At 70.6% G+C, this 25649-nt stretch carries 31 protein-coding genes and 2 pseudogenes; 17 read left to right on the top strand and 16 right to left on the bottom strand.

Features of this window, described 5'->3' with window-relative positions; translation table 11 throughout:
- Positions 1 to 18: 18 nt before the first annotated feature.
- The 9 genes and pseudogenes from DEJ46_RS06065 to DEJ46_RS39730 form a co-directional block, all read right to left on the bottom strand.
- Positions 19 to 255, bottom strand: a complete 237-nt coding sequence (locus DEJ46_RS06065) for a hypothetical protein (protein WP_150264531.1) — start codon at positions 253 to 255, stop codon at positions 19 to 21.
- Positions 252 to 998 carry a hypothetical protein gene (locus DEJ46_RS06060; protein ID WP_150264530.1) on the bottom strand — a complete coding sequence of 249 codons (747 nt, stop codon included), beginning with the start codon at positions 996 to 998 and terminating at the stop codon, positions 252 to 254. Before DEJ46_RS06060 ends, DEJ46_RS06065 begins: the two co-directional genes overlap by 4 nt.
- A 665-nt stretch (positions 999 to 1663) precedes the next feature.
- Positions 1664 to 2071 carry a hypothetical protein gene (locus tag DEJ46_RS06050; protein WP_190622465.1) on the bottom strand — a complete coding sequence of 136 codons (408 nt, stop codon included), beginning with the start codon at positions 2069 to 2071 and terminating at the stop codon, positions 1664 to 1666.
- Positions 2068 to 2499, bottom strand: a complete 432-nt coding sequence (locus DEJ46_RS06045; protein ID WP_150264529.1) for a hypothetical protein — start codon at positions 2497 to 2499, stop codon at positions 2068 to 2070. The genes DEJ46_RS06050 and DEJ46_RS06045 overlap by 4 nt, the downstream gene beginning before the upstream one ends.
- Before the next feature lie 101 nt (positions 2500 to 2600).
- Complete coding sequence (locus DEJ46_RS06040; protein ID WP_150264528.1) at positions 2601 to 3098, bottom strand: hypothetical protein; 498 nt, start codon at positions 3096 to 3098, stop codon at positions 2601 to 2603.
- Positions 3099 to 3278: 180 nt separating this feature from the next.
- Positions 3279 to 3884 (bottom strand): hypothetical protein, encoded by a 606-nt coding sequence (locus DEJ46_RS06035; RefSeq protein ID WP_150264527.1) that lies wholly within the window; start codon positions 3882 to 3884, stop codon positions 3279 to 3281.
- 417 nt (positions 3885 to 4301) lie between these two features.
- Positions 4302 to 4658, bottom strand: coding sequence for a hypothetical protein (locus DEJ46_RS06030; protein WP_150264526.1), 357 nt, complete (start codon positions 4656 to 4658; stop codon positions 4302 to 4304).
- The gene (locus DEJ46_RS06025; RefSeq protein WP_150264525.1) at positions 4655 to 5116 is read right to left on the bottom strand and encodes a hypothetical protein; all 462 of its coding nucleotides are present in this window, start codon (positions 5114 to 5116) and stop codon (positions 4655 to 4657) included. The genes DEJ46_RS06030 and DEJ46_RS06025 overlap by 4 nt, the downstream gene beginning before the upstream one ends.
- Before the next feature lie 83 nt (positions 5117 to 5199).
- Positions 5200 to 5430: pseudogene (locus DEJ46_RS39730) on the bottom strand (glycosyltransferase); the annotation flags it as partial.
- A 496-nt stretch (positions 5431 to 5926) separates the two neighbouring features.
- On the opposite strand from DEJ46_RS39730, the gene DEJ46_RS06015 reads away from it, so the two are divergent.
- Positions 5927 to 6709 (top strand): sulfite exporter TauE/SafE family protein, encoded by a 783-nt coding sequence (locus DEJ46_RS06015; protein ID WP_150264524.1) that lies wholly within the window; start codon positions 5927 to 5929, stop codon positions 6707 to 6709.
- Between the two features lie 221 nt (positions 6710 to 6930).
- Here the strand turns inward: DEJ46_RS06015 and DEJ46_RS06010 are convergent, their stop codons facing one another.
- The 7 genes from DEJ46_RS06010 to DEJ46_RS05980 all read right to left on the bottom strand — a co-directional run bounded on the left by DEJ46_RS06010 (position 6931) and on the right by DEJ46_RS05980 (position 14212).
- Entirely contained in the window at positions 6931 to 8445 is a 1515-nt protein-coding gene (locus DEJ46_RS06010) for a VirB4 family type IV secretion system protein (RefSeq protein ID WP_150264523.1), read from the bottom strand.
- 28 nt (positions 8446 to 8473) lie between these two features.
- On the bottom strand, positions 8474 to 8953 hold the full coding sequence (locus DEJ46_RS06005; RefSeq protein ID WP_150264522.1) for a DUF6238 family protein: 480 nt from the start codon (positions 8951 to 8953) through the stop codon (positions 8474 to 8476).
- 70 nt (positions 8954 to 9023) lie between these two features.
- On the bottom strand, positions 9024 to 10496 hold the full coding sequence (locus tag DEJ46_RS06000; RefSeq protein ID WP_150264521.1) for an SCO6880 family protein: 1473 nt from the start codon (positions 10494 to 10496) through the stop codon (positions 9024 to 9026).
- Positions 10497 to 10580: 84 nt separating this feature from the next.
- Positions 10581 to 11945, bottom strand: coding sequence for a type IV secretion system protein (locus DEJ46_RS05995; RefSeq protein WP_150264520.1), 1365 nt, complete (start codon positions 11943 to 11945; stop codon positions 10581 to 10583).
- A gap of 31 nt (positions 11946 to 11976) precedes the next feature.
- Positions 11977 to 12666, bottom strand: a complete 690-nt coding sequence (locus DEJ46_RS05990; RefSeq protein ID WP_150264519.1) for a hypothetical protein — start codon at positions 12664 to 12666, stop codon at positions 11977 to 11979.
- Entirely contained in the window at positions 12666 to 12980 is a 315-nt protein-coding gene (locus DEJ46_RS05985; RefSeq protein ID WP_150264518.1) for a DUF6112 family protein, read from the bottom strand. The genes DEJ46_RS05990 and DEJ46_RS05985 overlap by 1 nt, the downstream gene beginning before the upstream one ends.
- A 113-nt stretch (positions 12981 to 13093) precedes the next feature.
- Positions 13094 to 14212, bottom strand: coding sequence for a C40 family peptidase (locus DEJ46_RS05980; RefSeq protein WP_150264517.1), 1119 nt, complete (start codon positions 14210 to 14212; stop codon positions 13094 to 13096).
- Between the two features lie 513 nt (positions 14213 to 14725).
- On the opposite strand from DEJ46_RS05980, the gene DEJ46_RS05975 reads away from it, so the two are divergent.
- The 16 genes and pseudogenes from DEJ46_RS05975 to DEJ46_RS39725 all read left to right on the top strand — a co-directional run.
- Entirely contained in the window at positions 14726 to 15481 is a 756-nt protein-coding gene (locus DEJ46_RS05975; RefSeq protein ID WP_150264516.1) for a DNA-methyltransferase, read from the top strand.
- A 147-nt stretch (positions 15482 to 15628) separates the two neighbouring features.
- Complete coding sequence (locus tag DEJ46_RS05970; protein ID WP_190622464.1) at positions 15629 to 16168, top strand: DUF4913 domain-containing protein; 540 nt, start codon at positions 15629 to 15631, stop codon at positions 16166 to 16168.
- Positions 16168 to 16653, top strand: a complete 486-nt coding sequence (locus DEJ46_RS05965) for a hypothetical protein (protein ID WP_150264514.1) — start codon at positions 16168 to 16170, stop codon at positions 16651 to 16653. The genes DEJ46_RS05970 and DEJ46_RS05965 overlap by 1 nt, the downstream gene beginning before the upstream one ends.
- 18 nt (positions 16654 to 16671) lie before the next feature.
- Positions 16672 to 17370: a hypothetical protein gene (locus DEJ46_RS05960; RefSeq protein WP_150264513.1), complete on the top strand. Its 699-nt coding sequence runs from the start codon at positions 16672 to 16674 to the stop codon at positions 17368 to 17370.
- Between the two features lie 28 nt (positions 17371 to 17398).
- On the top strand, positions 17399 to 18121 hold the full coding sequence (locus tag DEJ46_RS05955; protein WP_150264512.1) for a hypothetical protein: 723 nt from the start codon (positions 17399 to 17401) through the stop codon (positions 18119 to 18121).
- A gap of 148 nt (positions 18122 to 18269) precedes the next feature.
- Positions 18270 to 18629 carry an SH3 domain-containing protein gene (locus DEJ46_RS05950; RefSeq protein WP_223834534.1) on the top strand — a complete coding sequence of 120 codons (360 nt, stop codon included), beginning with the start codon at positions 18270 to 18272 and terminating at the stop codon, positions 18627 to 18629.
- A 41-nt stretch (positions 18630 to 18670) separates the two neighbouring features.
- Entirely contained in the window at positions 18671 to 19114 is a 444-nt protein-coding gene (locus DEJ46_RS05945; protein ID WP_150264511.1) for a hypothetical protein, read from the top strand.
- Positions 19111 to 19560, top strand: coding sequence for a hypothetical protein (locus tag DEJ46_RS05940; RefSeq protein ID WP_190622462.1), 450 nt, complete (start codon positions 19111 to 19113; stop codon positions 19558 to 19560). Before DEJ46_RS05945 ends, DEJ46_RS05940 begins: the two co-directional genes overlap by 4 nt.
- Positions 19557 to 19976, top strand: a complete 420-nt coding sequence (locus tag DEJ46_RS05935; RefSeq protein ID WP_150264510.1) for a hypothetical protein — start codon at positions 19557 to 19559, stop codon at positions 19974 to 19976. The genes DEJ46_RS05940 and DEJ46_RS05935 overlap by 4 nt, the downstream gene beginning before the upstream one ends.
- A 40-nt stretch (positions 19977 to 20016) precedes the next feature.
- The gene (locus DEJ46_RS05930; protein ID WP_150264509.1) at positions 20017 to 20850 is read left to right on the top strand and encodes a winged helix-turn-helix transcriptional regulator; all 834 of its coding nucleotides are present in this window, start codon (positions 20017 to 20019) and stop codon (positions 20848 to 20850) included.
- A complete protein-coding gene (locus DEJ46_RS05925; RefSeq protein WP_150264508.1) occupies positions 20847 to 21371 on the top strand; it encodes a hypothetical protein in 525 nt (174 codons plus the stop codon). The genes DEJ46_RS05930 and DEJ46_RS05925 overlap by 4 nt, the downstream gene beginning before the upstream one ends.
- A gap of 152 nt (positions 21372 to 21523) precedes the next feature.
- On the top strand, positions 21524 to 22762 hold the full coding sequence (locus DEJ46_RS05920) for an MFS transporter (RefSeq protein ID WP_150264507.1): 1239 nt from the start codon (positions 21524 to 21526) through the stop codon (positions 22760 to 22762).
- A 28-nt stretch (positions 22763 to 22790) separates the two neighbouring features.
- A complete protein-coding gene (locus DEJ46_RS05915) occupies positions 22791 to 23096 on the top strand; it encodes a hypothetical protein (protein WP_150264506.1) in 306 nt (101 codons plus the stop codon).
- A gap of 45 nt (positions 23097 to 23141) precedes the next feature.
- A complete protein-coding gene (locus DEJ46_RS05910; protein WP_223834533.1) occupies positions 23142 to 24371 on the top strand; it encodes an acetyl-CoA carboxylase biotin carboxylase subunit family protein in 1230 nt (409 codons plus the stop codon).
- Positions 24368 to 25237: a DUF317 domain-containing protein gene (locus tag DEJ46_RS05905; protein ID WP_150264505.1), complete on the top strand. Its 870-nt coding sequence runs from the start codon at positions 24368 to 24370 to the stop codon at positions 25235 to 25237. Before DEJ46_RS05910 ends, DEJ46_RS05905 begins: the two co-directional genes overlap by 4 nt.
- A gap of 223 nt (positions 25238 to 25460) precedes the next feature.
- Positions 25461 to 25645: pseudogene (locus tag DEJ46_RS39725) on the top strand (hypothetical protein); the annotation flags it as partial.
- Between the last annotated feature and the right edge of the window lie 4 nt (positions 25646 to 25649).

Here is a 25649-nt window from a genome sequence, read left to right as displayed (position 1 = left end):
AGGGGCGGTGCGGAGTGGTCAGCCGGCCTGCGCGAGGCGGCGGGACTCGTCGAGGGCGGCCTCCGGACGCCCGCCGGCCAGGGGAGTGGGCCGCTCGGGGCCGCCGAGTACGCAGGCGTGCAGGTAGCGGCGGATCAGAATGGCGGCGAGGCGGGGCCTGCGGGTCGCCTTGAGGGGCGGAGGGGTACGTGCTGCGAGGTTGACGGGGACTCCAAGAAGGGGACGACGTGGCCTGGACGAGACGGGACGCGTCACCGGCTGCGCTGAGGGGCCGACGTCTGTGGGGCGGCGGGTCGGGGGGCCGTAGTGCCCAGGGTGGATCGGGCCGACTGCCGCAGGACGACACCGATGCCGAGCTCGGCCAGTCGGCTACCGGCGGCTCGTACGGACGCCGCCTGTCGGGAGGAGTCATCGCCGCCGAGCACGAGCAACTCCTTGTCCGCGTCACGGACGAAGCCGTGGTCGGCGAGGACGTCGGCGATGTCGGGCCGCTCGGGCGGGGTGACGACGAGGGCGTCGCCGGACCAGGTCATCACCACGTTCGTACCGTGGGGCGGGGAGGAAGTGAGGCGGGAGGCGTTGTGCCGCACCTGGGCGAGGGCCTTGTCGTAACGAGGCAGCAGACTGAGGATGACGTCCTCGGCTGCGCGGAAGGGATCGTCGGGCACGGCGATGCCGTCGGGTTCGCGGACACCTTGGTACGCGGCGACGGGGAGGGCATCGGGGGCCATGGCCGCGATGAGGAAGCCGTCGTCGTGGCCCTTGCGGTCCATGACGAACAGCCGGGTGCCGTCGTCGCGGGTCAGGACGGCACAGTGGTCGACGGCGTACGTGGCCGTCGTTTCGGCGACCTGGTCCATGTCCCACACGTCGACCGTGAGGTCGTGGTAGTAGGCGTCGCCTCCGTGGTCGGGGTGGTAATCGCTGGTCCACTTCCCAGGCAGTTCGCCGGCCAGGACAGAGGCGAACGAGGCGAGGGAGTCGTCGGGGTCGTGCATGGTCACCTCAAGAGAGCGGTGGAAGTCACCGCCTGCTGCCGGCGATGGCAGGGGCAGCGGTGACGGGACGGGGGGCGGTGGCGATCCAGGGCTGAGGTGGGCAGGCGCAGACCGCGGAGGCTTCGGTTTCTTCTGCGCAGCCGGCGGCGGTGCACTCCTGCCGGGTGGGGTGGGGCTCGTGCCGGTCGGCCAGGTCGTTGCGGGACCTGGTCGACGCCGGCGACGAGGCCGGTGGGCAAACGGTGGTAGTGCTCGTGAAGCCGGACGATGGGCACAAATCCGGTGCGTTGGAGGATGCTGTGTGCTTCGGGGGCGCCTCCGCGGGCGAGGACTTCGCCGGAGTGGGCGTCTCGGCGAAGGGTCAGGACGCGGTCGGCGACAGCCAACAGAGCTTTCTCATCGGTTGGTTCAAGGGGCGAGGTGCGTAGCGGCGGTCTACGAGGCGGCAGGCAGATGTGTGGCGGGCCCGTGCTGCCGTGACCGATACAAGCCGGGTGGCGATGAGACCGAGGTCCGTCTGGACGTCGTACAGACGGATGGCGACCAGCTCCAGGGCGCGGCCGGCATCCGGGGCGTGAGCCTGTGGGAGCGAGCCGAGGCGGCGGGCGGCGTACTCGACGAGACCGCGGACTGTGGCAAGCGGCCCGGCCACCTCGTCGGGCAGCTCACCCAGCAGCCCCGCGAGCTGCGTGGCCGGGTCGGCATTCGTGATCACTGCCCGGTATCTGGAGTCCGGCGGCCCTGGCGAGCCGGTGGGCGACTTCGGCCCGCTCGGGGCCGGTGAGTTCGCGGTCGTGGGGGTGCAGGCGCACATCGGCGTGGAGGATCGAGCGACGGTCGCCTTGCGGGCTGGCGGCGAAGGGCACTTCGAGCGTGGGGTCGTCCAGATGCTCCGCCCGGTCGGCTGACGTCCAGATCTTGTGCTCGTCGTCGAGTGTGTAGAGATCGAGCCCCGGCCAGTGGGCGACCACGGTGTGCTCGGTCAAACCCTCGCGTTCGGAGACGGGACTGCCGAGCGCTGCAGAGAGGTGTTCGGCGGCGAACCGGCCGCGCTCGTTGAGGCGGGGGATCACTGGCCGTCCCGGGCGTCGTCTATGTGGACGAGCTGGTTCAGCTCTGTGGTCGTGTACCAGCCGCAGTCGATCAGGGCGGCGGAGGGGTGCCTCGGCAGGAGGTGGTCCTCCAGGGCGCGCAGGTAGATCAGACAGTCCGGGCATCGGCGCGAGAGGTGGACCATATACCGGGGGTGGGCGGTGATGTACGACTGCTGGCCGCCGGTCGCATCGCGCAGCCGCCATCCGTCCTCGTCGGTCGGAGTGTGCCAGGACGGGGCGACGATGTGCATGGCGTCCCCCCAGAGATCCCCGTCAGCCACGCCCTTGAGAACGACGACCTGCTCGCCGGCCTGGAAGTGCCGGTGCGTGACGTCTCGGTCCGGGGTGATCGGGTCGGGAGTCGGCGCGAGTACCGGGGTGCGCGGGGGCGGGCTGGGATCGGTCACGCGAGGTCCCTCTCAACGGTACGGGTGGCGGTGTGAGGAACAAGGGTCCGGAGGATCGCCGGTTTGGCCAACCGGCGATCGCCGCCTATGTTTCGCCGCCGTCATCGGAACGGGTTCTCTGTTCCTTGGTCGTCGTCGGCCGCGGCGTCGAGGAGTTCGAGCAGGTCAGCGCCCTCCGTGTCGCGCTGGTCTATCCACCATCCGGCCCTGGTGATCGTGCGCGCCTTCTCCTCCAGTTCCGTCCAGCCGGTCTCGCCCCACGTGCCCTCGACGACGAGCGCGGCGTGGGCGGCCGTCATCAGCCGGTGGCGGGAGCGCTCGCCCCAGTCCAGGGCTCGCTCGGGCCCTTCCAGAGGCGGCATGTCGAACCTCTGGGCCCACTCGGCGGCGGTCTGCTGCTCCTCGGCGCGCTTGGCGGCGAGCCACTGCTCCCTGGAATGGGTGTCAGCGTTGCGGGCCTCCTTCCAGCACTCCGTGCAGTCCCGGTCGGCGAGCCAGCGGGCGAAGCTCGCTCGCCGGTCGGCCGGTCGGTCGGCCAGGTCGTGGATGACCTGGTGGCCGCAATGGTGATCGACGTTCCACTTCGTGCGGACAGCCATGGGTGATCTCCTCAAGTCGATCTCAGAAGGCGTCAGTTGTGTGGGTAACGGCTCGTGGGCGTGCGATGCCCTGCGGCGTTCACGAAGCGGCACCCCCTGCGGCAGGTGCCGGTGCGGAACCGCTCGCCGCCGCAGGAGCGGAGCTGGCGGCTCCAGAAACGCGAGCCGGATGGTCGTGTGTCAGCGGCGGCGGACCACACCCGTCGCGGGTGTCGGCGTCGGAGGAGCTGCAGCGGCCGAGATGTCCGTGTGCGAGCCGGTGGTCGGTGGGGTGGCGGCGATGCGGGCCAGTTCGATCAGGTCCGCGCCGTCTTCGAGCCAGGCGGCCATGGCATCAGCGCCCTCGCCCGCAGTGGCCGCGTCGAGGCCGGCTTCGACCCGGTCCACGAGGGCCGTCTGGACGGCGGAAAGGGACGGGCCCTTCGTACGGCGCAGGAGGTCGATGACGGATGGCGCGTGCATCAGAAATCTGTCGAGCGCGGCGTCGAGGTCGCGGTCGGCGCCGGTCCCGGGTTCGAGGTTGCCCACCCAGTGCAGGTCCTCCTCCACCTCCTTCAGCCGTGAGAGGAGCACGGCATGCTCGTACTCGGGCAGAAGACGAGCACCGATTTTGGCCACAAGGCCGGAGACGGTCCGGGCCATGACGCAGTGGGGAGCCGGAGCGGTGACGTTGAGGTGGTCGGGGCTCGGGAGGAGCGCACCGGCCAGGTACTGGCCGTCCCACGGACGCTGGGCCAGCAGCAGCTCAGTGCCCGCGCCGTCACGGACTATCGCTGCACAAGGCACGCGATAGTCCGTCATCATGGTCAGCAGAGGTCCCCTGTTCCAGAGCCAGGATGTGAGGCCGTCCTGATCCGACTTCTGGGGGAACCGCTCGATGGTGGCCTCCCACGTGCCGGGCAGGTGCGAGGCCACCCCGGAGGCGATGTCCCCGAGGAACCGGTGCGGGCTGGTGACGACCTTTACGCGGAGGTCCGAAGCGGCCTGCTGAAGCCTGCTCAGGCAGGCTCGCGCCTTGCCGGGGTCGCCCAGAGAGAGGCGGTGCAGACCGTCGTCGTCCTGGGGGAAGCCTGAGACGGTCAGGGCGGCTTCGGCCCATCGATGGCCGTCTCCGCTTGCCAGGCCGACGATGGTGTCCTGCCCGCTGAGATGCAGCGTGACGGTGGTGACGGAAGTCAGGGCGCGGTCTCCTTGGGCCGGGTGTCAACGGAGGAGGCGGGGGGCCGCGACGGGTGGCGACGGCTGCTGGGTCATCGTCGTCGTGCGGCGACCTGTTGTCGGCGGAGCGGTGGCGGTGAGGGCCGCGTACAGCGTCGGGTCGAGCGCCACTCGGTACCTGGCGGCGGTCAGCATGTCGGCGGCCCAGGTCGCGTGCGCGCTCTCCCACGCCTCGCCCATGTCGAACGGCAGGTGGATCCAGGGCCCGCGCAGGGACGGTTCGAAGAGGAATCCGGCCCGTCGTAGGACTGCGGCGGCGAAGGAGTCGATGGGCCCGCCGTCCACCTCGACCTCCCCGCCTCGTCCGCGGGTGATGCCGATCGGTTCACTGCTGGGCGTCATCGGCTCCGTCCCGCTCCAGACGACGCGGTCAGGTGGATGGTCGGCGCGTAGTCGGGCTTCGGAGGGATCAGCCGCACTCCGGGCCGTGTCGTGCTGGGCGACGTTTGGCGCTGCGGTGAGCGGGCCGCGGCGGCCTGCGCGATTCTGCTGCGGCGCTCCATGAGCCCGTGAGGCCGGGCCGGTCCCGGCGGGCCGGTGGAGGCCGCCGGGTCGAGGAGAAAGTCGGCGTGCACGGCGTAGCCCATCCGACGCAGGTCGTGGACGGCCTGGCGAGTGCGACGCGACCCGTCGTGCTCGGGATCCGTGAGTCGGAAGAGCCTGGGCTCACCGGGAACGGGCTCGAACTGCTCCCGGACCAGGAACCAGTGGGCGAGATGCGCGGGCATGGACGCGGTGAACGAGGCGACGAAGCCGTGGTCGTCGTGTGTCCCGAGGACGAAGTGGGTGCCAGGGTCCAAAGGCGCGGGCCTTTCTCGGTGGTGGTGAAATTCAGCGGCGGAGCGGCAGGTCGGTCCTGCCGGACCAGCGGCGATGGCAGGACGAGGGAGTGTTCCGGGAACACGTCATCGTCGTCGGCCCAGTTCACGTACCGGGTTCGTACCGTGGTGAAAGCTGGATTGCGGGCGCACGCGGCGCCGACGGCGCGGGGCACCGCGAGCGTGGGGACACGGGGATCCTGTGCGAGCGGGGCGGGCAGACGAGCCGGGTCGGCGCCGTCGAGGGCGATGGCGGCTTCCCACGGCACACGCTGCCGGGTGAAGCTGGTGTGCATGGCGGTCAAGTAGCCGAGCCGGCCCTCGCGGAGGCGGGTGCCGATGACGACCGTGATCGGAAGTACGGGCATGCTCAGAGGGAATCTCCGGGGATGAGGGTTAGCGTCGGACGACTGCACGCGGTGAGGCCGGGGCCGGACGTGCCGAAGGAGCGCTGCGCGGCGCCGCGGACCGTACCGACGGCACGGCGGGACGGCGTTCGACCACAGTGCAGGGGTGTTGCTGAACACGGTGCGGGGATCGATGTTCTCGTCCACGACCGGTCCGATGTCCCGATGTTCGGGGCCGATCACCCTTGCGCTACAACCCCTCACACAGGCCAGTCCCGAAGGCGACTACGAGCAGTAGTCGACTGGCTTGGCACACGGGTTTGGGCAGCAGTTGTTCATCGCCTCGGGAGGCGGTTGGATCAAGCAGGGGTCGTTGTTCACGCGAACGGGAGGCACGCGCGCTCCCGGGTGTGTTCGGGAGCGGTGGTCTCCGAGGGGGGTTGTAGTGGAGTGGTCGACGAGCCTGCTCGGATTCGTGGCCGGGCTGCTGATATCGGTGATCACGGCGCCTGTGGGCGTCTCCGGAGCCGTCTTCCTGCTACCTGTGCAGGTCAGCATCCTGGGCGTGCCGAGCCCAGCGGTGACTCCGACCAACCTTCTCTACAATGTCGTCGCCGGTCCCGGTGCGCTGCTGCGCCACCATCGGGCGGGGAGCCTGCGAGGGCCGCTGACCCGCCTGTTGATCGCGGGCACCGTGCCCGGTGTGGTCGTCGGCGCGGTGGTCCGGGTATTCGCCGTTCCTGGCCCGCGCGTCTTCCGGTTCCTCGTCGCCGCCCTGCTGCTGCCCCTGGGGGTGTGGCTGCTGGCACGGACACTGCGCCCGGCGCCTGTCCGCCCGTCCCGGCCGCCGTCGCCCCGCGCCACGACGGCGCTGGCCCTGACCGTCGGGGTGGCCGGCGGCGTCTACGGCATCGGTGGCGGCTCCTTGCTCGGTCCGATCCTCCTCGGCCGCGGAGTACCGGTCGCCACCGTGGCGCCCGCCGCCCTGGCCTCCACCTTCATCACCTCGATCATCGGGTCGTCCACCTACGCGCTGCTCTCTCTGGCCGTTACAGGTGACGTCGCTCCCGACTGGCTCCTCGGCTTGTCGTGCGGAGCCGGCGGCCTGGTCGGCGGGTACCTCGGTGCCCGGCTCCAACCACATCTGCCCGAGACCGGTCTCCGGCTCCTTCTCGGCACTCTCGCCGCAGGCATCGGCGCTCTCTATGCGGTGCAGATTACGAGTTGACGACCAGATCTCGGCCTCCGACGGTGGACTGCTGCCAACGCTGGTGACCCTGTCGGACTGACCTCGACTGACAGGTGCCTCCCAGATCCAAGTCGAAGTGCTGGGTCCGACGCACAAAGCCATCCGACAGGAACTCAGGACCTGACCTACACTCATCACTGCACCTCACGGCGCCGGACGGGCAGCAACGGGGCTTCAGTTTTCGTGAACTCGGCGCTTTTTCAGTGCATGCGGGCGTCGGTGTCGAACAGGGCCCGTTCATGGGGGTGCAGAAGGTGCTGCACGATGAAGCTCCTGCCGGCGACCTTCCACAGGCCGCGCCCGCGGTTGAGGTGGGCGATCGCTTCGGTCTCGACGCCCGTCAGGCCCAGCAGGGAGGCCGCGGCGTGGAGTTGGTCGGTCTCCTGTCGGTAGATGATGCGGGTGGAGCAGTCGGCTAGCAGACCCTCCGCGAGGGCGCGGCCCTGGGAGCCGGCGTCGCCGGCGGCCAACAGGTCGGAAAGTCGGTGGATCACCATCAGGTTGGCGATGCCCAGGCCGCGGCTCAGCTTCCACTGGGACTGCATGCGCTGGAGCAGCCCGGGGTGACGCATGAGCCGCCACGCCTCGTCGTAGACGATCCACCGCCTGCCGCTGTGCGGGTCGGTGAGGGCGGATTCCATCCAGGCTGAGGCACAGGTCATGGCGAGGACGAGGGCGGTGTCGTCGCCGGATCCGCCAAGCTGGGACAGGTCGATGGTGAGCATCGGACTGTTCGGGTCGAAGACGACGGTGGACGGGGCGTCGAACATGCCGGCCAGATCGCCGTGGACGAGGCGGCGCATGGCGTGAGCGAGGTCGCGTGCTGCTTCCCCAAGACGCCAGGACGTCGTTCCCGCCGCGTGGTCGAGCTGGTCGGGATGGTTGAGGGCAGCGGCGATGTCGCCGAGCAGCGGAGATCGTCCGATGGCGGCGGCTCGTGCCACGACGGTGTCGAGCGCGACGTCCAGCGCTGTGTGCTCCATCGGCAGCAGGTCCCGCCCCAGGACCGTGCGTGCCAGAGAACCGAGCAGGAGCAGGCGGCGCTTACGGATCTCGCCCTCCCAGTCCGCTTCCGGGACGGAAGCCGGTCTGGGAGCGGGATCGAGGGGGTTGAGCCTGCCGGGAAGGCCAGGACCGAGGGCGACGGACGTGCCGCCGAGCGCGGAGGCGACAGCCGTCCACTCCCCCTTGGGATCACACGGGACGTAGACCCGGTAGCCGAAGGCGACCGACCGGAGCGCGAAGCTCTTCGCCAGGGCGCTCTTGCCCTGGCCGATCACGCCGGCGAGAAGGACATTCGGGTTGGTGAAGCCTTCGACGCGGCCGTAGAGGGCGAACGGGTCGAACACGAAGGAGGCTTCGGCGTGGACGTCACGGCCGATGTAGATGCCCTCGGCTCCGAGACCGCCCTCGGCGAGGAACGGATACGCCCCGGAGGCGGTGGCGGTGGTCATGCGGTGTGCCGGCAGCTTCAGCTTCCCGCCACGGGCGGAAGCGAGGCCCGGACGCCCGCTCGGCGGATAAAGCGGGGACGCCATCGTCTGCTCGGCGCGCTCGGTACCGGCAGGGTGTGAGCTCGCCTCGGCGCGGGCCTTGGCGGCGGCCTCGGCGAGCTGCCGACGTGCCGCTCTTCGACTGGCACGGTCTGCGGTGTGGGGCGTGAACAGCGGGGAAGCGGAGGCGCGGCGGGCTCGGCGTGCGGGCCGGTGGTTCATCGGGGGCCCTCTCTCCGGCGTGCTCCACTCACCGGGCGCACCAGGTGGTGTGCGCGGGGAGCGGGCTGCTGAGGTCAGTGGGGGTGGTCTTGCGGCGCACGCTGTGCCCGGCGGCGAGGTGGCGCTGGCAGATGGTCAGCACCGGCGGGCCTTCCGGCAGGCGGTCGGGGTGACATTCCGACGCGTCGGTGCGGTCGCGGGAGACGGTGGGCAGGAGGTGGAAGGCGGAGTGGACTTCGGTGATGGCCTGCCAGAGGCGGGTGCGCGCGGAGACGAGGTGGCGGCCGGCTGCCGGGTGCGGGGGACGGGCAGCGTCGGCGAGCTGGTCGAGCAGTTGGTGCACCTGGGTGAGGTGGGCGTGCAGCACGTCGAGGTGCGCGCGGTTCACTGCCGTCCTGGGCTCGGCCGTCTGCACGGCCCGAGCGAGAACACGGGTGTGATGGCGGATTCCCGCACTGGCGGCCCGGAGGTAGGGGTGCGCGTCGTCGGGACGCGAGCTTGTGTGCAAAGAGGGATTCCTTCCTGTCACCGGGCGGGGGACAGGGCGAGGGAGCGGCGACGGTTCGAGGCCGTCGCCGTCAGAGGGCGGTGCGGGCGAGGGGCAGGGCACCGAGGGCGAAGGCGTCAGGCTGCTGGTAGAGGAGTCGGCGCAGGTCGACTCCGGCGGTGACGGCCGCGGTCTCGATCTGGGCGCAGGCAGCGTCGAGGAGGGCGTCTGTCTCGGCGGTGACGGTGAGCAGTCCGGTCAGAGCGACATCGGCGTGTCCGGCGATCAGTTGCCGCTCGCGCTGCTTGACATCGGCGTACTCGACGGAGTCGGCCTCGGAGTCGACCTGCCCGCGCCGTGAACGCTCGCTGGCGTCGGCGAGGATCGCGGCCTTCTTCCGCTGGACGTCGCGCAGCGCGGACTCGAGCCCCTGCGGCACGTATACAAGGGACAGGGTCCGCCGCACTCCGGGCGTGAACATGAGCCCGTGCAGGAACCCGGCGCCGGTTTCGGTCCTCGGCCAGTCCTCGACCCAGTAGGTGGCGTGACGGGCGGAGTCGGTGGCGATCCGGTCGTACTCCTCGACCTGAACGACGGGGCCGGCGGCTGCGGCGTCCGCCTCGGCGCGACCTGTCTCGGACCATTGCTGGAGGGCACCGAGAGCCTTGGGGTCGTAGGCGGTGCGGATGACGCCGGCGATCTCCCGGGCGGTGAGCCAGCCGGTCACCGTCAGGCCCGCGCTGCGGGCGGCCTGGGCGATTGAGGAGGTGGTCTGCTCCATGACGGTGAAAGCGCCGTTCAGGCCGCCGCCGGCCCGGGAGACGAGGCGTTTGGCGGCCTTGAGGTCCAGGGAGATGGCGAGATACGCCTCGTGCGGGGCGGCAGCCGGGCCGGCGGAAGCGACGAGCTCGGCGTACACCTGGCCGGCGACCGGGGTGTCGGCCTGCCCGTACTGCGCCCAGTGACGGGCGAGGGTGTCGCCCGAGTCCGGCACGGTGCGCTCCAGGACCTGCACTGTGGCGACATGACCGGTGCGGGCGACGCCGGCGAGCGCGCGGCCCCATGCGGAGACGTTGTGGTTCTGCGTGGCGGGGTCGAGTAGGGCGAAGGCGCGGCTGGAGACCCGCGCGATGGCTGTGAGGGTCTGGCCGTGGGGATCGTGGACGGCGGCGGCACTGCCGGCGGAGTCACCGGGGGTCACGACCTTGAGGGAAGAGGCGGTGCCCGGCAGGTGCAGGACGCCGTCCTGCCGGGGGCGGGAGACAGGTCGCGCGAGCCAGAGCGTCTGTCCCGTACGACGGCGGTGGGCGTAGCGGGCGACGACCGGGGCCCAGTCGATGAGCGACCGGCCGTCGCGGCGGACCGTGACCAGGGCGGCGACCGCGGCCCACAGCGGAGCCAGGGCGATGGCGCCGACCAGCCCGGTGGAGAGCACGGTTGCCAGGAGGAGAGCCAGCGCGCCCGAGACGAGGACCAGCTGGGGAAGGGACAGGCCGAGCAGAATGCCGCGGCGGGACCGGTGAGGGAATTTGACCGTGGCCGGGGCGACGGAGAGATCAGACAAGTGGGCGGTCCAGACGTGCGCGGGGTGGTCGCCCCGGGGCGGGAAGCCTGGGATGGCTCCCGCCCCGGGGCAAGGATCAGAGGCTCAGAGGCCGGACGGAGGGGGTGGGGAAGCCGACCATCCGGCCCCGGCCGACGAGCCGGACGTGGACGGGGCGCCCTGTGGCGGCGGGCTGGTCGACGGCGGCGTGGACTGCCACCCGCCGCCCTGGCCGGTTGCGGCGCCGGGCGCGGAGCCATTCGGTCCCGCGCCGCCGCCGAACTGGCCGCCGGTGTCGTCGGAGACGCTGGTCGGCGGGGGCTGCACCGCCTTCTCCAGGCTGGACAGCGCGGCTTCCCCACCGGGCGAGACACCCGATCCGCTGCTCTGCGAACTCTCCTGACCACTGGTCGGGTTAGAGGCGATGTCGCCTGGGAATCCGCCCCCACCAGGGACTGAATCGGGCCCCTGCGGAGCGGCGCCTGCCCCGGCCGCGGCACCACCGGTTCCGGCGGTCGCCGCCACCTGGACGGCCTTGCGCGTGGCTTTCTCCGCGTGCTGCTTGGCGAGTTGGGCGCCGGCGCCGCCGGCGCGGTGGAGCGATTCTCCGTCCGATCCCTCTGCTGCCCAGTGGACGAACTTGAAGGTCGCGTAGGGGCACAAAAGGATCAACACCATGATGACGATGCCGGCCATGACGTCGGCGAGCGCGGCCAGGCCGTCGTCCGCTTCGGTCTTGCCCATCGCGGCGATGCCGAGGACGAACACGATCGTCATCAAGAGCTTGGAGACCACGAGGGTGGCGGTGGCTTCGATCCAGCCGCGCCGCCAGCGGCGGGCCACCTCCCAGCCGCCTCCGGCGCCCGCGAACACAGCCAGCGTGACCATGAGCAGTATGCCCACCTTGCGGGTCATCATCATGCACCAGTAGAGGAGCGCACCGATCGCGGCGCCGAGGCCGACGAGAGCGGTGACGAGCCAGCCGAGCCCGGAAAGGGCAGCGATCTGCCCCACCTTGACGATCCGCCGGACCGCGGACTCGATGTCCAGATGCGCGGCCTTGAACAACCCGTCGGAGAGGGCGTCGACAACCTCGATGGCCACGGTGGTGAACGCGATGGCGCAGAACGAGAACAGCACGCCGCTGGCTGTGCCGGTGAGCGCTTGGGCGAGGGCCTGGCCGTCGCGGCGGACCGCGGCCCGGATGAGCTGGGCGCAGAACGTGGCGACCAGCAGGACGAGGCCGATGGGGAGGAGCAGTTCGTAGTTGTCGACGAACCATCCGGCACGAAGGTCCACGTCGGTCGTGGCGTTGACGGCCCTGGCGGCCAGGTCGGCTGCGGTGGCGGCGAGTTCGCCGGCTGACTTCGCCATCCAGTCGCCGATCGCCTTGCCCGGGTCGGAGGCGAAGTCGACCGCATCGCCGACCGCGCAGACGGTGCCCGCGAGGGGAAGATCGCAGAAGCCCATGGAAGGGGTCCCTCCTTTCTGTCAGGGCGGGTCAGGGCGCGACGCGCGGGGCGATGGCGACCAGGGTGCAGTCGTGGGACGGCCGGCACTGCACGGCGAGGGTTACGGAGCGGTCCTCCGCCCCACCGCCGCCCTTGGCCCATGTGATCCGCTGCTTGCCGGTCACGGTCACGGCGTAGATGTACGCCTTGGTGATCGCGGCCGGATCCTGCGCGAGGGCCTGCTTGAACGCCGCCGGATAGTGGCCCTCGGCCATGGCCGCGCTGGCGTGCTGCTGCTGGTCGGCCATGCGCGACCAGAGTGTCGGGTCCGGCACCTGCGCGGAGACCGAGAGCCAGTCGCTGTACTGCGACTCCTTCGTCATCCAGCGCTCCATGCCGGCGATCTGCGCATCACGGGTGGTGTCGCGGGTGTCGTAGGACCAGAGCATGGCCGCGGCCCGCTGGGCGAAGGCGATGGGGTCGGCGATCCGTGGCGGTGCAGGTACCGAACCCGTACCGGCATGCGGATTTCCGCTGCTGGCAGGTGCCGTCGTGCTGCTCGGTGATGACGGGGCGGGACTGCCGGCGGACTCGGAGGGATGGTCGCGTTTCCCCGTCAGCGCGGCGGTCAGGCCGGTGACGGCGATCAGGGTGAAGAGCACGGCGACGATCAGCAGTGCCCTGCGGGTGGGCGACCAGCCCGTGACGTAGGCCGATCGGGAGATCGATCGTTTCAGCATCAGTGGACCTGCGACCCCAGGGCGCTGAAGAAGGTGACGATGCCGTTGGCAGCGCCCAGGCCGAGGGCGGCGCCCGCCGCGACGAGCGCGCCCTTCTTGCCGTTGGCCTCGGCCTGGTGGCCGCCGGTGTGGTGGCCCCAGGCCCACACGCCGAGCGAGACGGCGAGCGCGCCGACCACGGCGATGAGGCCGAACATGTTGATGCTGGAGACGACGTTCTTCAGGACGGACAGGCCGGGCAGTCCGCCTCCCTTGGGGGTGATGCCGGGGTCGTAGGCGAGGTGGAGGATGCGGTCAGCGAACGGCATGGGTATGGGGAAACTCCTTCAGGGCGCAGGCCGAGGCCCGGCGGGGAGGGGGAGAGGCGGCGCGACGTGCGCGGGGGACATGGCGCCTGTGGCGAGGACAGGCGGCGTCGGGCGGGACGTCAGAGGACGCGGCGCACGGCGAGGACGTCCCAGTCGGTGAGGGGCGTGATCCGCACGGGCTTGCCGGTCTTCGGCGCTTCGATCACGAGGCCCTGACCGATCGCCATGCCGACGTGCTCGGGCCGGACGGCGGTGCCCCGGGAGAAGATCAGGTCACCGGGCTTCAGGCTCGTCGTCGAGACAGGCTTGCCCTCGTTGACCTGCGTGTACGTGGTGCGGGTGAGCTTGATGCCGGCCTCGGAGTACGCCTGCTGCATCAGCGAGCTGCAGTCGCATCGGCCCATCGGGTCGGGGCCGTGCGGGGCCGTGCACGAGCCACCCCACTGGTACATCGTGCCGAGCTGGCGCATCGCCCAGACGATCGCCGTACGGGCCCGCGGGTCGGTGCCCTTCGGGATTGTGTAGCCCTTCGGGACGGCACCTTCACGGATCGGCCCGAACGACGAGCCGTCCGCCGTGCCGCAGCCCGAGAGGGTGACCTTGCCTTCGGTGCTCTTGCCGGGGCGGTCGCGGTCGGCGCCGGGGAAGGTGGCGGCGACGGCCTTCTGTAGCGCGGTGGCGAGAGGCTCCCACTGCGCGTACGCCTCCGGGTAGCCAGAGCGCTGTACGGCTTGCGCGGCCTGCGTCACCGTCATCTGCTGCCAGCCGTTCACCTTCAGCAGCACCTTGTAGAACTGTTCCGAGGCGTGGACGGGATCGCGGATCTGCTCAGCGGTGCCCCAGCCCTGGCTGGGGCGCTGCTGGAAAAGCCCCAGCGAGTCGCGGTCGCCGTAGGCGAGGTTCCGCAGCCGGGACTCCTGCATGGCGGTGGCGAGGGCGATGATCTGCCCGCGTTTGGGCACGTCGAGGCTGATGCCGGTGGCGACGATGGTCTGTGCGTGGGGGATCTGTTCGCCAGGCAGGTCGAGGCCCTCGATGCGGACGTCGGAGGCGTCCGCACCGTCGAGGATGCGAGTCACCTGATCGGCGACCTTGTCCGTATCGAGGTCGGGAAGGCAATGGCCGATCGAGCTGGTGCTCTGGACGGCATCGCTGGAGGCGGCCATCGCCATGGCCGTGCCGCCGATGAGAAGAGGAGAGAGGAAGACGACGCCGATGCCGGCGGCGAGGACCTTCACCCGGAGCGGTTCACTCGTCCGAGTCGGGTTACGGACATGGGCGGGTAACGAGACATCACAGAGCGGTCCTTGAGGGTGCAGGGTTCGGCCTGCCGCGCACGCGTGATGACGGTCGGAAGGGGTGCGGCGGCCGGAGACGGGTGATCTGGAGAGACCGGGCGTGCGGGCGAGTTACCGCTCGCACCGCACGCCGGAATTGGCTCAGGCATGCCGGAGCAGGGAGAGCCCAGGAGGCATGAGGGTGGGGCGAGCCATCGGCGGTGTGCGCCGGGCGGTTCCAAAACAGTAGGTCCGAAATCCCGGTCGACCAAAAAGTCGGCAAGAGGGATCGGAATGCGACTCCTCTTCCATCCCCTTCTTGGTTGACCGGCGTTCTGCACCTACAGTTTTGGAACTCTCCTCGCTCCTCATGCTTCCGTGGCCCTGGGCTTCTGCATGCCCAACTCCGGCCCCGCGGGACCTCCTCTGAGCGAGTGATCTCGCTATTCACCGCACTCGAATCGGGGTACCCCTTTGTCCTTTTCTCTCCACCAGGGCGACGCTCTCAGCGTCCTCGCCGGCCTGCCGGACGACTGCGTCGACTCCGTCATCACCGACCCGCCGTACAACAGCGGAGGCCGGACAGCGAAGGAACGCACAAGCCGCAGTGCGAAGCAGAAGTACACCTCCGCCGACGCCACGCACGCCCTCGCCGACTTCACTGGCGAGAACATGGACCAGCGCAGCTACGGCTTCTGGCTCACGCAGATCATGACCGAGGCCCACCGGCTGACGAAGGACGGCGGGACCGCGCTGCTGTTCACCGACTGGCGTCAGCTCCCCGTCACGACGGATGCGATCCAGGCAGCCGGCTGGCTGTGGCGCGGCGTGCTGGCCTGGCACAAGCCGCAGGCCAGGCCGCAGAAGGGCCGTTTCACGCAGAACTGTGAGTTCATCGTGTGGGCCTCGAAGGGAGCGATCGACGGCTCTCGCAACCCGGTCTACCTGCCGGGCCTGTACAGCGCGTCGCAGCCGTCGGGAAAGGCCCGGCAGCACATCACGCAGAAGCCCGTCGAGGTCATGCGGGAGCTGGTCAAGATCGCCCCGCCGGGTGGCACGGTCCTCGACTTCTGCGCCGGATCCGGTTCCACGGGCGTGGCCGCTCTGCTGGAGGACCGCGCCTTCATCGGCGTCGAGAAGACCCCGCACTACGCCGGGATCGCCGCCGACCGCCTGACCGAGACCGTCCGCCAGACCCTCACCAAGGACGACGTCGGCCTGACCGCCTGACGTTCCAACTCCAGCTATTCGCCCAGGTCTTCAAGGAGTCGCCCTTCCATGCCCGAAACCGCGCACCCCGAAGAGACCGGGGAAAGGGAACCGATACGCGTTCCGGATTCCCATCTCGAAGGGATCGAGGCCAGCGTTCGGAAACTGATGGAGCAGTCGGCGCAGCAGGCCCGGCAGCTCGACGACCTCGCCTCCGCGCCCACGCCTTTGCCACCGCCGTTCGCTGCCTTCGGCATGCCCGGATCAGGCGGGTCGGCACCGGCTGTCTTGCCGCAGCCACGGCCGATCCTTGAGCTGGAGGGCGAGTCGTACGAGGACGAGCTCGACGCGCTGTCGGACTGGGTCGACGACTTCCTCCTTCCCGTCTACGGAGCCGAGGTCACCACGGCGGCGCCGTGGTGCCTCCAGTGGCAGGAGCACCACGACGTCGTCGCCTGGCTCCATGCGCTCTGGCTCGCCTACCAGCAGCACAAGGACCCGGAGACCGGGCTGTCCGGCATGCTGGTGTGGCACCGGGACTTCCTCGCTCACGCCATCGCCGCGATCCGGGGACCAGGCGGCCCGCTGTCGGCCTGTATGACCTCCCCGGACCGACCCTCGCACCGTCTCCTGCCCGGCCCGAAGCCCTCGGCCCGTACCGCGGACAGGTTGGACGGGACCGGCGGTGACCTGGACATGGCGGCGTGATGGCTGGGCCCGAGCACCGTCCGGCCTTCGGACTGTCCTTCGATCCGCACGCCCTGACCGACCTCCTCCAGGCTCCCGGAGACATCCGCGACCTCGCCCTCGCTCAGCTGCAAGACGTGGTCAACGCCCAGTTGTTCGGTACGAAGCTGACCGGCGACCTGGCGGGCTACCGCAAGCTCCTCGTCGACTCCCGCAAGGAGTGGAGGGTCGTCTACGCCGTGCGGCCGGCCCCATCGACCGCCCAGCACCCCAGCGAGGTCCATGTCGTCGCCGTACGACCACGCGCCCGCAACGACATCTACGACACCGTCGGCCACCGCCTCGGGATGATGCGCCGACCACTGAGCGCCCGGACCCACGCCTCCCGCTCGCGTTCGCCCCAGCTCGCGACCCACGGCCCCGTACCGGCGCCGGCGCCGCTGCCCTCCGCGATGCCGGGCCTGCCCCGCCCCGCCCTCGGTGTCACGCAGCACCACGTCCGATGACGACAGGAGTCGTACCCCATGGCCCCTGACCTTCCACCGGGAGCGATACGGCGTGCGGTCTCGTCGCTCGACCTGCGCATCGAAGCGGCCACCGGCCACGACGTCGACACGCTCTGGGCCCACCGCGACCGAGGCATCCTCGACGAGCGGCACACCGACCTTGTCGACCGGCATCGCGTCCTGGTCAAGGCGGAGACCGCCGTGAGCTTCCACCGCACACTGCTGCACCGGCTCTCCAGCGGCGAATTCCCCGTCGATGCCGCTCTGCTGCAGCGCATCGACCGTACGGTCGGCCAGTTGGAAGCAGCAGCCGACGAGCGCGCCGTCGCGGCGCGGCTCGTACTCGCCGACCTGGAGCCCATCGAGAGCTCCGCCCGCACTGCACAGCCGGCCGCCGGTGAAGCGATGCCGGCCGCCGACTACGCCGCTCTGCTGGCCATCGCCGGCGGCGCCAAACTGCACGAGCACCTTCTGACGGGCCGGATGTCGGTGGCCACGGCCTCGGGTACCCGGATTCCGTACGCCCAGCTCCAGCAGCTCGAATTCCTGGGCCTCGTCTCCCGAGACACGAGCCACCCGGTGCACACCGGACAGCCGGTCGCGCTCACCGCTCCAGGCCGCGCGGCTCTGGCGCGCAGTCACCGCAGCAGCGCGGCGGCGGTGCCGACCGCACGCCGGCCCGGGGCGTGGCCGAGCGCGACGCACAGCCGTCGATGACCCTCATCCCGACTGACCGAGAGGCCCGATGCCCCCACCCGAACCGGATCTCCGCCTCGACGGTTTCGAGGCCGCTGACGAACAGACCGACGAGGCGTTCTGGCACGCGATCGAGATCGAGCAGGACATGCTCACCGTGCTCGCCGAGCACCACACGGACGAGGACTCGGCCAGCTACTACGTCCTGCACAACGGAGCCGCCACTTACGGAATCCCCGGCGAGCCGCAGGTCGTCGCCCTCCATCTGCAGCGCGATCTCGCGGCGCGGACGTTTCGCTTCGAGCACTCCCACGTTCCTCTACCGGTCATGGCCCAGTCCTTCCTGATCTCCCGCGGCTGCCCGCCGGACGTCATCCGCCTGCCACCCGGCACAGGTACGGCACCGGCCGACGAGACGACCCGCGTGCTGGAGGAGCGGCTCAGGGGCGACGGCGACCGCTTCGCCCTCCTGGCCAGCTACACGAACGACGACCCCGACTCCCTGCTCACCCTCGTCGTCCTGCACGCGCTCGACGGACGAGCCCCGTCCCCCTTCCGCGTGCTGCACGAGGACGTGGACACCGACACCTGGACACACACCCTGCGCGAAGGGGGCTTCGCCACCGCCGAGGGCGCGCTGCAGTGGTACGAGGAGCGCCTTGCCGGCAACGCCGGCCCACTGCCGTCAGTGACACCAACGGCCCGCTCCCTCCAGACGCGGGGAGCCGTATTACCGCCCCCAGTCGGCCGCCCGTCGGGCCGCCGCCGTTGACCCTCCCACGGGCCGGGGCGGGCGAAAGATAGCCGACGATCCCCGGTTAGCCAAACCGGCGATTCTGCGGACTCTTGTACCGGCGCTGAGGGAGGAATCCCCGGGCCGCCCCTCTTATTTCCCATTCCTCCATGGAGGTTCATTCCGCATGCGCTCCACCCGAACTGCGGTAGCCACTGCGATGCTCGCCGCACTCGCTCTGCCACTCGTGACCGCGGCCTCGGCCACCGCCGCACCGGCGGCACTCGGCAGCAACGCACACGCCGCTCTGCCGTCGATCCGTGACTGCGACCGGCCCGGACCATGGGTGATCGGCGCCCGCGCCGTCACCATCCGCTCCAAGGCCACCACCAAGTCCACCGCCGTCGGAATCCTCTACCGGGGCCACTCCTTCACCGTCCACAAGAGCAGCGGCGGCTGGCACTACATCACCGACCGGACCACCGGCGTGAAGGGATGGGTGTCGGGCACCTACGTCTACCGCGACGCCTATATGTGCCTCGACTGACCTTCTCCGTCGAATTCCGCTCTCTTCAGAAGGGATTGCCCGTGTCCGACGGCATAGGGGATGTCCTGGGCCCGATCACCGAGCAGATCGAGCAGCGCTTCGGCCTGAGCATCGACGCGCTCAAGGCCGCGGTCGAAGCGGCGCCGAACGCCCATCGGAAGGCCACCGTCGTCGTGCGCTGGCATGGGCTGCTCACCGAGTCGCAGGCTGCTTTGGAACGGGCAGAGGACGACCTACTCGCCGCCCTGGATACCCAGCCCAGCGAGGTCGACGACCCGACGCTGGGTCTCGCTCACCGCGTCGACGCCGCCGTTACGGTCCGCGACGGCCGGGCCGTGACCCTCCGGCTGCTTCTGGAGCCGAACGCCGGCGGCAAGCAGGATGCGGCGGCCGAACGCCTGACGCGGCGCGGACCGGCCGTACCGACCAGCCCGCCGACGCGTTCCGCACCTCCGTCTGTGCCGTCCCGGGTGGTGGTCCGGTGAGCGTGCGGACCAAGCCGTGCAGCCAGGACGCCCGTCTCCACGAGGCTTTCGGCGCCCCAGTCACGGAGCTCTATGAGCTGGCCGCCGGTCCGGACCCGTCCGCCGCTCTGACCCGCGCACTCGAGCTGCGCTCCCTCCTCGTCGTGGCCGAGACTCAGGTCGCTCGTATCCGGGACCGCGTGCACGAGGCGATGTCGCCCAAGCGGGACATGAACGAACTGTCCGCCGATGGCCTTCGGATGGACGCCCAGTGGCTCGAAGCGGCACTCCGCGCCCGCAGCGGATACCGACGATCACTGGACGTCCTGCTGCGCACGATGCCTCCGTACGTGCACCAGGACCGGGCAGTGCGTCGAGTCCAGGAGTTCGTCATGGCCACCCTGCCGCCGGCCACTGACGCCCGGGTACCCCTGCGGGCCGGGGCGCCCCGCAGTCGCCGACCGTGAAAGCCCTTCGACCGACCGCTCTCACGTCCGCCGAGCTTGCCGTACGGATCGAGGACTTGTACGGCGCCCCGATCACCACACTCGAAGCCCACGCTCAGACCCGGCCCCCGGGCATGCTCGCAGCCCTTCTCGGCAGCCGTCACGACCTGGCCTTCGCCGAGCGGACCATCACCTTCCACCGTGACCGGCTCCTGCAGCTCGTCCAACCCGAGCGCGGGATCGGCGCCCACGAGGCGGCTCACCTTCTCGACTGCGCTCGCCGCGTCGTCGAAGCCGTTGCCGCCCGGGACGCCCAGGCCAAGACCGCCGCAGCGGTCCTGAACAGCCTGGGACGAGTTCGGGCCTGTGAGCCCCCGGCCGTATCCGTGGCTCCCGCACCGTCGACGGCGACCGGGACCAAAGCCCGGATCCGCTGAGCCGAACGGGCACGGCCCTTTCACCCCCTGGAGTACTCCCTTGGCCACCACCGGTCTGCCCCCGGGCAGCGACGCCGACATCGCCCGCGTCACCGAAACCCTCGGCATGATCACCCCGCGATGGAACGTCCGGATCCTGCTGACATTGGGCTCCGGTCCCCTCCGCTACACCGAGATCTCGGACAAAATGCCCTGGCTCCTGAGCGGCCAGCTCCACCCCAAGCTCCGGGCCCTCAGCGACGCAGGGATCGTCGTGCGCACGGAGCACACGTCGCGGCACGTCACCTACGGTCTCACCGATCGGGGCACGGCGCTGCTGCCGGTGCTGCCCGTGATCGCCGCCTGGGCCGAGGAGTTCCTGGAGAAGCCGGACGAGCCCCTGTCCGCGATTGAGCACGTCGAGGACAGCCTCACCCTGCTCACCCGTCGGCACGCCGCCGCGATCCTGTGGGTCTTGAAGTCCCGCGGGGAGAGCAGCGCGCGGGCCGTCGCCAGGGTCGTGATGCCCGACGGGTACTGGACGAACATCTACCCGCCCCTGCGGCAACTCGCCGAAGACGGGCTCGTGGCGAGCGCCGGCCCCGGTCAGCCCTATCGGCTGTCGTCATCCGGCGAGGGCCTGGGCCGCGTCTTCGGGGCCCTGTCGGCCTGGTCCGCCGGCCGAACCCTCGATTCCGGCAGCCAGCACCCGGTCTGGGGGAACGCGGACCGTGCATCGCGTACGGCCCCGAAGCACTGGACCAGCCACCGGCCGCGCATTCCCCAGCCGGCCGTGCCCACCCGACCGGCACGACCTGGCTATGGCAATCTCTTCTCCCACGCCAACCCGGCTCGCATGCAGACGGCGGTCAGGGCAGGAGGCGCGCGCCGATGACTTCCGCACGCTGCTGGGACGAGTTCGAGCGGACCTGCTCGGCCCTGGCCTCACCCGAACTGATCCGACTGCTCACCGAGATAGACGACAACGGCGCCATCCCGCCCCGCGGCCTGGCCCGCACTTTTCCGGATCTCTCGCCGCATCAGCTCCGGCACGCCACCGCGCAGGCGCACACTCTCGGCCTCGTCCGCCCACGACAGGGACTCAGCCTCACCGAGTCCGGTACTCAGCTGGCCGGCGTCTACGAGGAAGCCGCCCGCTGGGCTCGTGCCCACGACTACCCGCGTGTCACCAGCACTTTCGTGACACGGGTACGGGCCACCCTCCAGCTCCTGGGCAGCGCCGACGTATCCGGGCGGCGCCCGGAACGGAACGGCGAGGTCGGGCTCGTGGTGTCAGTGGAGGACGGCGAAAGCCTCACCGGTCCGAGGACCGCCGTGGAGTCGTGGATCGCGGGACATGGCGGAGCCGCCCTCACGTCCGCCGAGGCGCTCGACGGCGCGCGGCAGGCGGCGTAACCCGGCCACCGGCGGGGTCACCGACCTCGAAAACAAGACGGCTCCCGCAGTTGCGCGGCATCCGCCCAGGGCGTGCGCCAGTCGCTTGCCCGACCGGCTCTTCTCTTCCTCCATCCCGCTGAGGCGGGCTGCGCTCCTTGACGAAAGCGACGATGACCGACCTGATCGCCGGACCCCGGCACGCCCTCCACACCGCAGGACTGCTGCGCGGCATCTACCTGCCGCGCACGGTGGATGCCCTCGCGTTCGCCATGTCCACGTACGGCATCCCGCTTCTGGTCCTTGCTACCACCCGCTCGGCCGCCCTGACCGGTATCGCGTTCGCCCTGGAGTGGGTGCCCCGCCTGGCCGCGTTCGGGTGGGCGGGCGCGGTCGTGGACCGCCGTGGCGCCTCGGTCGTCTTCTTCCTCGCCTCCCTTGGCCGCGCCCTGGTCATCGCCGTCGGCGCGATCATCCTCGTCCTCCACCCCGTCGGCATCGTGGCGACCGTGACCGTGATGGGCCTGGCCGCCACCACCGGAGTGCTCACCGAGTTCAGCTACATCGCCGCCGAGACCGCGGGTGCCGCTGCCGGCCGAGTGGCGGGGGAGCGGGCACACCGTGTCCAGGCCGTCCTGCTGGGCATCGACCAGACCGCGACGCTCGCCGGACCGGCGCTCGGCGCGCTGCTCCTGCTCGCCGGACCACCTCGGATGCTGGCCGTCATCGCCGCCCTTTCGCTGCTCGCAGCCCTGTTCGCCCTGAGCACCCCGCCGTCGGTGGTCGCCCCCGCTCGGGCGCCGAAGCAGCGCGCAAGCGCCGGGTTGATCACCGGCCTGCGGACCATCCGGTCGTTGCCCGCGCTCGGTTGGCTTGTGACCGGCCTGACGATCTCCAACCTGGCGACGGGCTTCCTTCAGGCCGCAGGCCCCGTGATCGTCGTGGACCACTACGGCCAGTCCACCACGGCCGTCGGCATCGTCTGGTCGGCCGCCGCCGGGGCCACTCTGCTAGCCGTCACCATCTGCCGGTTCGCCATCGACCGCCTCGGGTTGTGGCCGGTGGGAGCGACCTGCGCCGCCATCGCCTCGCTCGCCTGCCTCGCCGTCTCCCAGGCTCCCGACTACCTCTCGTACCTGGTCCTCGTCGCCGTTCTGATGGCCGGCGAAGGCGGCATGACCGTCGTCCTGCGCACTCTGCGCTCCCGCCTCATCCCCCCGGCGGTGTTCGGCAGCACCCTGTCGGCCACCATCCTCGTCCTCCTGGTGCCCTTCCCCCTGGCCGGCGTCCTGACTGCCCTGACCCCGTCCTGGGCGCTCGGTCACGTCATCACCGTCTGCGCCGCCCTGCAGGCCCTCGGCCTTGCCATCGCCTTCACCCGCCTGCGCACCGACCAGGCCCTGGCCGCCTGACCCGCCCCGTCCTCGTGGAGTTCCCCCGATGCCCACAACCGTCCTGGCCCCACGCCGCCGAGAGGCCCGCCTCACGATCGCCGAGCAGTTTCACGCCTTCGACGTCCACAACCCGCACGTCTACCGGGCTCTGGAACGACTCACCCGCGAGCGGCTGGCGGCGGGAGCCACGCGCATCAGTCTCAAGGCCCTCTTCGAAGCCCTCCGGTGGCGGCTGCCGCACGGCGTGCACGGTCTGAACAACAACTTCACGGCTCTCTATGTCAGGAAGCTGATCGCCGAACACCCGGAGTGGGCCTCCGCGTTCGAGCTGCGCCGCCGTCGCACCCCCTGACCTCCCCCTCGTTCACACCGTTCCCCTCGCACACCTGGAGTCGTCTTGCCCGCTCGTCCCGTCGTGCTCGTCGTCGCCCCTGGTGACCGCACCTATCGCGGCTACTGCCTCGAGCAGGTCGCGGCCGCGTACGACGTCGTCCTGATCACAGGCACCGAGCCGTCGTGGGAGAAGTCCTTCATCGTCGACCACGTCGTTGCCGATCTCGACGACACCACCGCTCTGTTCGCCGCCGGCCGTGCTCTGGCCGAGCGCCACGAGATCGCGGGCATCGTCACCTGGTCGGAGTGGCACCTCGTCCCCACGGCCCGGCTCGCCCGCGCTCTCGGCGTCGCCGCGAACTCAGTGGAGGTGATGCGGGCGTGTCGGAACAAGGCCACCGCCCGCACCCTGTTCGCCCGCCACGGCGTACCGTCGGCCGCTTCCATGAAGGCCCGCTCCCTGGTCGAGGCCGGCCTCGCCACGATGACCATCGGGTACCCCGTCGTCATCAAGCCCGCCGCCTTCGCCGGGAGCATCGGCGTGATCCGCGTCGACCGGGCCGAAGCCCTCCCCGACGCCTTCCAGTTCGCCGCGGCCGGAGCCGACCAGAGCCGGGAGGATACGGCCGTCCTGGTCGAGGAGTACCTCGACGGCCCGGAGATCTCCGTCGAGTGCGTCACCCACCGCGGCGTGACCACCGCCGTCGCCGTCACCCGAAAGTTCCTGGGGCCGGCCCCCTACTTCGAGGAGACCGGGCACACCGTGGACGCCCACGACCCTCTCCTGCCCCAGGTCGGACCCGTCGCCGCCGCCGCGGTCAGGGCCCTGGGAATCACCGATGGAATCCAGCACGTCGAGATGCGCCTGGTCGACGGGCGTCCCCGCCTGATCGAGGTCAACGCGCGCATAGGCGGCGACATGATCGGGCGCCTCGTGCACCTCGCCACGGGCATCGACCTGCCGAGAATCGCCGCCGACCTCGCCACCGGACGCGCCCCCGACCTCACGCCGGCCCACGGCCGGGCCGCAGGTGTCCGCATGCTCTACCCGGCTGCCTCCGGTGTGCTCACCGTGCGCCGCATCACCCAGCCGTTCGCAGCCTGCACTCCGTGGCTGCGAGAGGTGACGTGGATCCGAGAGGTCGGCGACCAGCTCGTCCTGCCGCCCGAGGGCGACCTCTTCACCGGCCGCGCCGGCTTCTACATCGTCACTGGCCGAGACACGGCCGAGGTCAACGAGCGTCTTGACCTGGTCGCCGAGGAGATCGCCGTCGAGACCCGGGCAGCGCGATGAACCGCGGTACCGAGGATGCAGCGGAGGTCGACGGAGACGTCTTCGTCTCGCCCCGCTACCTGGCCGGCAGCACCGCGACGGGGGACCCCGCTCTCCGGCCCCTGTTCGCGCTGGGCTGGGAGCTCAGCCATGACGACCTCGGCAACGCGTACGTCAATGCGCCCGACCGCAAGGTCCGGCTCGGCTTCCTCCCCGAGGGGGAGGACGACGGACTGTGGCGCATCAGCGCGTACCGCGACAGATTCGGTCCGCCCGTCTGGGGCGTGTGTTTCAACGACATGGCGCCCACGGAGTTCGTCGCCGCCTTCACCACCGCCCTGGCCAAGGCGTACGCCGCCGGTCCGCACGCGTACCTGGCTCCGCCCCACCCGGAGAACGAGGAACTCGACGCGTTCCAGCCGATGGTGCCGCTGATCCAGCGCGGCTGGAAGATCCAGCACCCACGCTGGGGCGTCCTCGAACTCCAGACTCCCGACGGTCTGGCCGGCGTCGAGTACACCACGGGCGAGCTCGACGCCGAGAAGGAACTCACCACCCTGGAGGCGCGCTGGTACCTCTGGGGCGGCCTCGAGGCGAGCTATGCCCGCTGGTACGCCACAGCGTCCACGCACACGCCGATCGCGCTCGTCAGGGCCATCACCGACAGCGTCTCCGACCCAGCGCCCGTACCGCGCTGGAAGGACAGCATGCTCGCCTCGCTGCCCGAGCACGCCCAGCTCACGCCGGTGGTACCGCCCAGGTCCCCGGCACCGACCCCGCGTGACCTGCAGCGAGTCGTTGCCGCTCGCCGCGCTCCGGCACTCGCCACACGCAGCGTCCCCAGGTGGACCACGGCCACACGTCCGCCGACGAGTCGAGTCCGCTGACCCGGCCACTTCCCCGACTCGCCCCACTGTGACTGAGCGCGGTAGTTGGCCTCACCGACTATGTGCGTGCTCACCGGCTACCCGAGGTCACACCCCGGCGAGCGTGTACCTAGGCAGGAGCCGATGCGGATCGTCGCCTGCCCTGCCGACCCTGCACACGGTCACCGGCCGGGGCTTTCAGTAGCGTCCGTTCCGTGATCGCCTCGATGCCCTCGTCCCCTCTGCCCGCTTGGCAGCGGTCCGAGAGGAGTACGTCTCCCTCCCCGACGACGCCTTCCAGGAGGGGCGGGCGGCGGTTCCGGGGCAACTGCTCGGCCTGCCAAGGCTGTTCCGCATCTTGTACGGCACGGAGCACCGGAGGCGGCGGCGCGGCGGAACCTGGAGCGGGAGCTCACCGAACTGACATAGCTGA

The sequence above is a fragment of the Streptomyces venezuelae genome (genome assembly GCF_008642375.1).
GTDB classification, from domain to species: Bacteria; Actinomycetota; Actinomycetes; order Streptomycetales; family Streptomycetaceae; genus Streptomyces; species Streptomyces venezuelae_G.
The sequence above is the reverse complement of the archived record's forward strand: the minus strand, read 5'-3'. Positions and strand labels throughout refer to the sequence as shown.

Coding starts and splice junctions, on each gene's coding strand:
- DEJ46_RS05950 (WP_223834534.1), top strand. CDS start 18,270: ATGCGCTCCACCCGAACTGCGGTAGCCACTGCGATGCTCGCCGCACTC.
- DEJ46_RS06030 (WP_150264526.1), bottom strand. CDS start 4,658: ATGACGCCCAGCAGTGAACCGATCGGCATCACCCGCGGACGAGGCGGG.
- DEJ46_RS05960 (WP_150264513.1), top strand. CDS start 16,672: ATGGCCCCTGACCTTCCACCGGGAGCGATACGGCGTGCGGTCTCGTCG.
- DEJ46_RS06060 (WP_150264530.1), bottom strand. CDS start 998: ATGCACGACCCCGACGACTCCCTCGCCTCGTTCGCCTCTGTCCTGGCC.
- DEJ46_RS05905 (WP_150264505.1), top strand. CDS start 24,368: ATGAACCGCGGTACCGAGGATGCAGCGGAGGTCGACGGAGACGTCTTC.
- DEJ46_RS05920 (WP_150264507.1), top strand. CDS start 21,524: ATGACCGACCTGATCGCCGGACCCCGGCACGCCCTCCACACCGCAGGA.
- DEJ46_RS06010 (WP_150264523.1), bottom strand. CDS start 8,445: ATGAACCACCGGCCCGCACGCCGAGCCCGCCGCGCCTCCGCTTCCCCG.
- DEJ46_RS05965 (WP_150264514.1), top strand. CDS start 16,168: ATGGCTGGGCCCGAGCACCGTCCGGCCTTCGGACTGTCCTTCGATCCG.
- DEJ46_RS05990 (WP_150264519.1), bottom strand. CDS start 12,666: ATGCTGAAACGATCGATCTCCCGATCGGCCTACGTCACGGGCTGGTCG.
- DEJ46_RS06040 (WP_150264528.1), bottom strand. CDS start 3,098: ATGGCTGTCCGCACGAAGTGGAACGTCGATCACCATTGCGGCCACCAG.
- DEJ46_RS05955 (WP_150264512.1), top strand. CDS start 17,399: ATGCCCCCACCCGAACCGGATCTCCGCCTCGACGGTTTCGAGGCCGCT.
- DEJ46_RS05925 (WP_150264508.1), top strand. CDS start 20,847: ATGACTTCCGCACGCTGCTGGGACGAGTTCGAGCGGACCTGCTCGGCC.
- DEJ46_RS05915 (WP_150264506.1), top strand. CDS start 22,791: ATGCCCACAACCGTCCTGGCCCCACGCCGCCGAGAGGCCCGCCTCACG.
- DEJ46_RS05995 (WP_150264520.1), bottom strand. CDS start 11,945: ATGGGCTTCTGCGATCTTCCCCTCGCGGGCACCGTCTGCGCGGTCGGC.
- DEJ46_RS05970 (WP_190622464.1), top strand. CDS start 15,629: ATGGAGCAGTCGGCGCAGCAGGCCCGGCAGCTCGACGACCTCGCCTCC.